Source organism: Streptomyces flavofungini (genome assembly GCF_041028215.1).
Taxonomy (GTDB): Bacteria; Actinomycetota; Actinomycetes; order Streptomycetales; family Streptomycetaceae; genus Streptomyces; species Streptomyces flavofungini_B.
On record NZ_JASKYR010000621.1, the window covers coordinates 1 to 4,809 of the forward strand.

Genomic DNA, 4,809 nt, shown 5'->3' on the forward strand with positions numbered 1-4,809 from the left:
GTCCGCGCCCYKGMSKCCGKGGCGCGGGACGGCGAGCGGCTCGGGGTGCACCTCGTGGCGTCCACCGGGCGCAGCGAGCGGATGCCGGAGACCGAGCTGGGGCAGCGGGCCTCGCTGCGCGTGGCGCTCGACGCGGTGACGGCGGGCCCCGAGGAACCGGCCCCCGGGCGGGGCGAGCTGCGCTCACCGGACGGCCGCGCCACACCCTTCCAGGCGGGCCGGGTCACGGGACGCATTCCCCGTACGGCGACGCTGCGGCCCACGGTGGTGCCGCTGGAGTGGGAGCGGATGGGCGATCCGCCGGCCAGGCGGCCCGTGCGGGAGCTGGGCAACGGCCCGACGGACCTCGCGCTGCTGGCGAGCGCCCTGGAGCGGGCCGCGCGTTCCGTGTCGGCGGAGCAGGTGCCGTCTTTACTGTGAGCGGGGCCGCCGCCCCGCCGGGCCCCTGTGGTGGCTATCCGCACCCGTGGGGTGAAAAGACCGCTTCCCGCGGCATGACGCCACGTCACAACGCCATTACGATCAACGAGTTGACAGCGCAGGCCATCTTGCCGCCCCTCCCCGCGCGGGCGTACACCAGACCGCAACGGGACTCGCCAGGGAAGAGAACGGGGCAGTGATGCGCAGCACTCTTCGTACACGCAGGGCTTCGCTACATCGGCGTACCACCGCCAGGGTCGGCGCGGCCGTCGTCGCGGGCGCCCTCGCGCTGACCGTCACCGCGTGCGGTGGCGACGACAAGGGCGACGACGGAGGCGACGGCGGGGACAAGGAATCCGCGTCGGCGCTGAAACTGCCCAAGCTGGACGGGGAGAGCGTCTCCGTGGCGGCGGTCTGGGGCGGCACGGAGCGCAAGGTCTTTCTGAAGGTGCTCGACGAGTTCGAGAAGCGGACGGGCGCCAGCGTCTCCTTCGTGCCCGCGCAGGACCCCATCATCAGCTTCCTGGAATCCAAGGTCGCGGGCGGCCAGCCGCCGGACGTCGCGATGCTGCCGCAGGTCGGCGCGATCGACCAGGCCGTGGCCAACAAGTGGGCCAAGCCGGTCGGCCCCGAGGCGCAGAAGCAGCTCGACAAGAACTACGCGAAGGGCTGGCGGGACCTCGGCGCGGTCGACGGCAAGCAGTACGGCGTGTATTTCAAGGCCGCCAACAAGTCGCTGATCTGGTACAACACGAAGGTCTTCGAGAACGCGGGCGTCGCCGAGGCCAAGAACTGGGACGGCTTCATGAAGACGGCCCAGACGGTCTACGACTCGGGGGTGCCGCCGGTATCGGTGGCGGGCGCCGACGCGTGGACCCTCACCGACTGGTTCGAGAACATCTACCTCTCGCAGGCGGGCCCCGAGAAGTACGACCAGCTGGCCCAGCACAAGATCAAGTGGACGGACCCGACCGTCAAGAACGCGCTGACCACGCTCGGCGGGCTGTGGGGCAAGAAGGGCTTCGTCGCGGGCGGTGCGGACAAGGCGCTCCAGACCGAGTTCCCGGCCTCCGTGAAGCAGGTCTTCAAGGGCGGTGACCAGCCCGACGCGGGCATGGTCTTCGAGGGCGACATGGTGTCGCTGGCGATCTCGGAGACCAAGGCGAAGGTGGGCACGGACGCCAAGGTGTTCCCCTTCCCCGCGGTCGGCTCAGAGTCCCCGGCGGTGGTCGGCGGTGACGCCGCCGTGGCGCTGAAGGACAGCAAGGGCGCGCAGGCGCTGCTCACGTTCCTGGCCTCGCCGGAGTCGGCGAAGATCTGGGCCGAGGCGGGCGGCTTCATCTCGCCGAACAAGGCCCTGGACCTCTCCGTCTACCCCAACGACGTGCAGCGCAAGATCGCCAAGAACCTGATCGCGGCCGGTGACGACATCCGCTTCGACATGTCCGACCAGGCACCGCAGTCCTTCGGCGGCACGCCGGGCAAGGGCGAATGGAAGGCGCTCCAGGACTTCCTGAAGAACCCCAAGGACGTCGCGGGCACCCAGCAGGTACTGGAGACGGCCGCCGCCAAGGCCTACAAGGACTGACGCGGTGGCGTCCGTGAACGCCGGCGGCACCCCCGAAGCGGTGCCGCCGGCCCCGACCCCGCGCAAGAGCGTGACCGGCACCAGCAGGACGATGGCGGTGCTGTTCCTGCTGCCCGCCCTGGTGCTGCTCGGCGCGCTCGTCCTCTACCCCATCGGGTACTCGCTGTTCCGCAGCTTCTTCGACACGTCGGGCGACTTCGCGGCGTTCGACAACTACGAGACGCTGTTCACGGACGACAGCATCCGGACCGCCATCAAGAACAACGCGATCTGGGTGGTCGTGGCACCGACCGTCGCGACCGCGCTCGGCCTGATCTTCGCCGTGCTGACCGAACGGGTGCGCTGGGGCACGGCGTTCAAGCTCATCATCTTCATGCCGATGGCGATCTCCATGCTCGCCGCGGGCATCATCTTCCGGCTCGTGTACGAGTCGGACCCCGACCGGGGGGTCGCCAACGCGGTGGCGGTGAGCGTGCACGACACGTTCGCCGAGTCCTCGGCGTTCCCCCAGGCGCATCCCAGCGCGAAGTCGCCCCTGCGGAACGAGGAGGGCGGCGCCTTCATCACCCGTGAGCCGGTGCGGGCGGGCACTCCGGTGGTGCTGCCGCTGGTCGGCGTCGCGCCGGACACCATGCCGGACGGCGCCGAGGCGGCGAAGCCCGCGAAGGCCGACCCCGGTCGGGTCACCGGGACGGCCTGGCAGGACTTCACGCGCGGCAAGGGCCGCGGCGAGGTCAACGTCCCCGACACCGCCGAGCTCGGCTACGACGGCATCAAGATCGAGGCGGTCAGGAACGGCGAGGTGGTCGCGTCCACCGAGGCGACGGCCGACGGCACGTTCGCGCTGCCCAAGGCGGCGGACGGGGCGCATCTGCGCTACCCGGCGTCGAACTTCCGTGAGCCGTACAACGGCATCGAGTGGCTCGGTCCCACGCTGATCACGCCCTCGATCATCGGCTCCTACCTGTGGATGTGGGCGGGCTTCGCGATGGTCCTGATCGCGGCGGGCCTGGCGAGCGTGCCACGCGAGCTCCTGGAGGCGGCGCGCGTGGACGGTGCCAACGAGTGGCAGGTCTTCCGCCGGGTGACGGTGCCGCTGCTCGCCCCGGTCCTCGCGGTCGTGCTGGTCACGCTCGTGATCAACGTACTGAAGATCTTCGACCTGGTCTTCGTGATCGCGCCGGGCTCCTCAAAGGACGAGGCGAACGTCCTGGCGGTGCAGCTGTACAACTCGGCGTTCCTCGACAAGGACCTGGGAGTGGCGAGCGCCATCGCGATGCTGCTCTTCCTCCTGGTCATCCCGGTGATGGCGTTCAACATCCGGCGCATGCGGCGGGAGGGCAGGCGATGACCGTCCAGGTCGACGTGGTCAAGGCGAAGCAGTCCGTGGGCGGGCGGATCGCGTCCCTCCTCGGCAGTACGGCGCTGCGGGTGTTCCTGGTGCTCGTGGGGCTCTTCTGGCTGGTGCCGACGATCGGGCTGCTGATCGGCTCGTTCCGCACACCGGCGGACATGAGCGAGAGCGGCTGGTGGAAGGCGTTCTCGGCGCCCTCGCAGCTGACGCTGGAGAACTACACCAACCTGCTCAAGGACGAGACGATCACCGACTCGATCCTGACCAGCGTCATGATCACCGTCCCGGCGACGCTGCTCGTGGTGGTCATCGGCTCGCTCGCCGGGTACGCCTTCGCGTGGATGGAGTTCCCGGGCCGCGACTGGTGGTTCCTCGGGGTGGTGAGTCTTCTCGTGGTGCCCGTGCAGGTGGCGCTGGTGCCGATCGCCGACCTCTTCGGCAAGATCGGCATCTTCGAGACGACGATCGGCGTGATCACCTTCCATGTGGCGTTCGGGCTGCCGTTCGCGATCTTCCTGCTGCGGAACTTCTTCGCGGAGATCCCGCGTGAGCTGCTGGAGGCGGCGCGGCTCGACGGCGCGGGCGAACTGCGGCTGTTCTTCCGGGTCGTGATGCCGCTGGGGGCGCCCGCGATCGCCTCGCTCGGCATCTTCCAGTTCCTCTGGGTCTGGAACGACATGCTGATCGCGCTGATCTTCKCCGACTCCAAGAATCCGCCGATCACCGTCGCGCTCCAGCAGCAGGTGCGGTTCTTCGGCGACAACGTGCAGGTGCTGGCCCCGGGCGCGTTCATCTCGATGGTGATCCCGCTGGCCGTGTTCTTCGCCTTCCAGCGCCAGTTCGTGTCAGGCGTGATGGCGGGCGCGGTGARATGACGGCGGGTGCGGTGAAGTGACGGCAGGGTGGTGACGTGACGGCGGGTGCGGTGGAGTAATCGCCGCATCCGCCACATTCGTCCGAATGGATCTAACTGATCCTATTTTCGTACAACACGCCCGATGAGCGAGAGGGCACGGCGCAGGGCCGGGGCAAAGTGGGCCAATGCACCGCATTGGGATCATGCCCCCGCGCCTCTCCGGGCCCCCGCCGCTTCCGCGCAGCCTGCGCGCCGCCGCGCGCGGCACGCGGTTCCGCCTGGAGCGGGCCGCCGCCGGGCGGACGCGCGGCCGGGCCGAGCCCCTATTGACGCCCGTGCACCTCTCGCTCCGGGACAGCAGGACGCTCAACCTCGCCCTCGACGCCACGGCCGCCGGAGACCCGGACCGCGCCCGGCTGCTGATCACCCGCGGCCCCCGCAGGGTCGCCGTCCCCCTGGCCCACGAGACGCACACCGCGGGCGTCCCGCTGCTCACCGCCACGGTCACCCTGCGGGACATGCGGGACGGCGTCTGGCGGCTCACCGTCGAGACGCGCGACGCCGAAGGGSGCGTACGCCGCAGGCCCGGAC

Annotated in this window: 3 protein-coding genes and 2 pseudogenes; all 5 read left to right on the forward strand. The window is 70.0% G+C overall.

Annotation, left to right across the window (positions count from 1 at the left end; all coding sequences use genetic code 11):
* Positions 1–420: pseudogene (locus tag AB8Z36_RS31140) on the forward strand (hypothetical protein); the annotation flags it as partial.
* Between the two features lie 199 nt (positions 421–619).
* Positions 620–2,008, forward strand: a complete 1,389-nt coding sequence (locus tag AB8Z36_RS31145) for an ABC transporter substrate-binding protein (protein WP_369216738.1) — start codon at positions 620–622, stop codon at positions 2,006–2,008.
* Between the two features lie 91 nt (positions 2,009–2,099).
* Positions 2,100–3,359, forward strand: coding sequence for a carbohydrate ABC transporter permease (locus tag AB8Z36_RS31150; protein WP_440582042.1), 1,260 nt, complete (start codon positions 2,100–2,102; stop codon positions 3,357–3,359).
* Positions 3,356–4,237, forward strand: a complete 882-nt coding sequence (locus AB8Z36_RS31155) for a carbohydrate ABC transporter permease (protein ID WP_369216739.1) — start codon at positions 3,356–3,358, stop codon at positions 4,235–4,237. Before AB8Z36_RS31150 ends, AB8Z36_RS31155 begins: the two co-directional genes overlap by 4 nt.
* Positions 4,238–4,403: 166 nt before the next feature.
* Positions 4,404–4,809, forward strand: a pseudogene (locus AB8Z36_RS31160) (hypothetical protein); the annotation flags it as partial.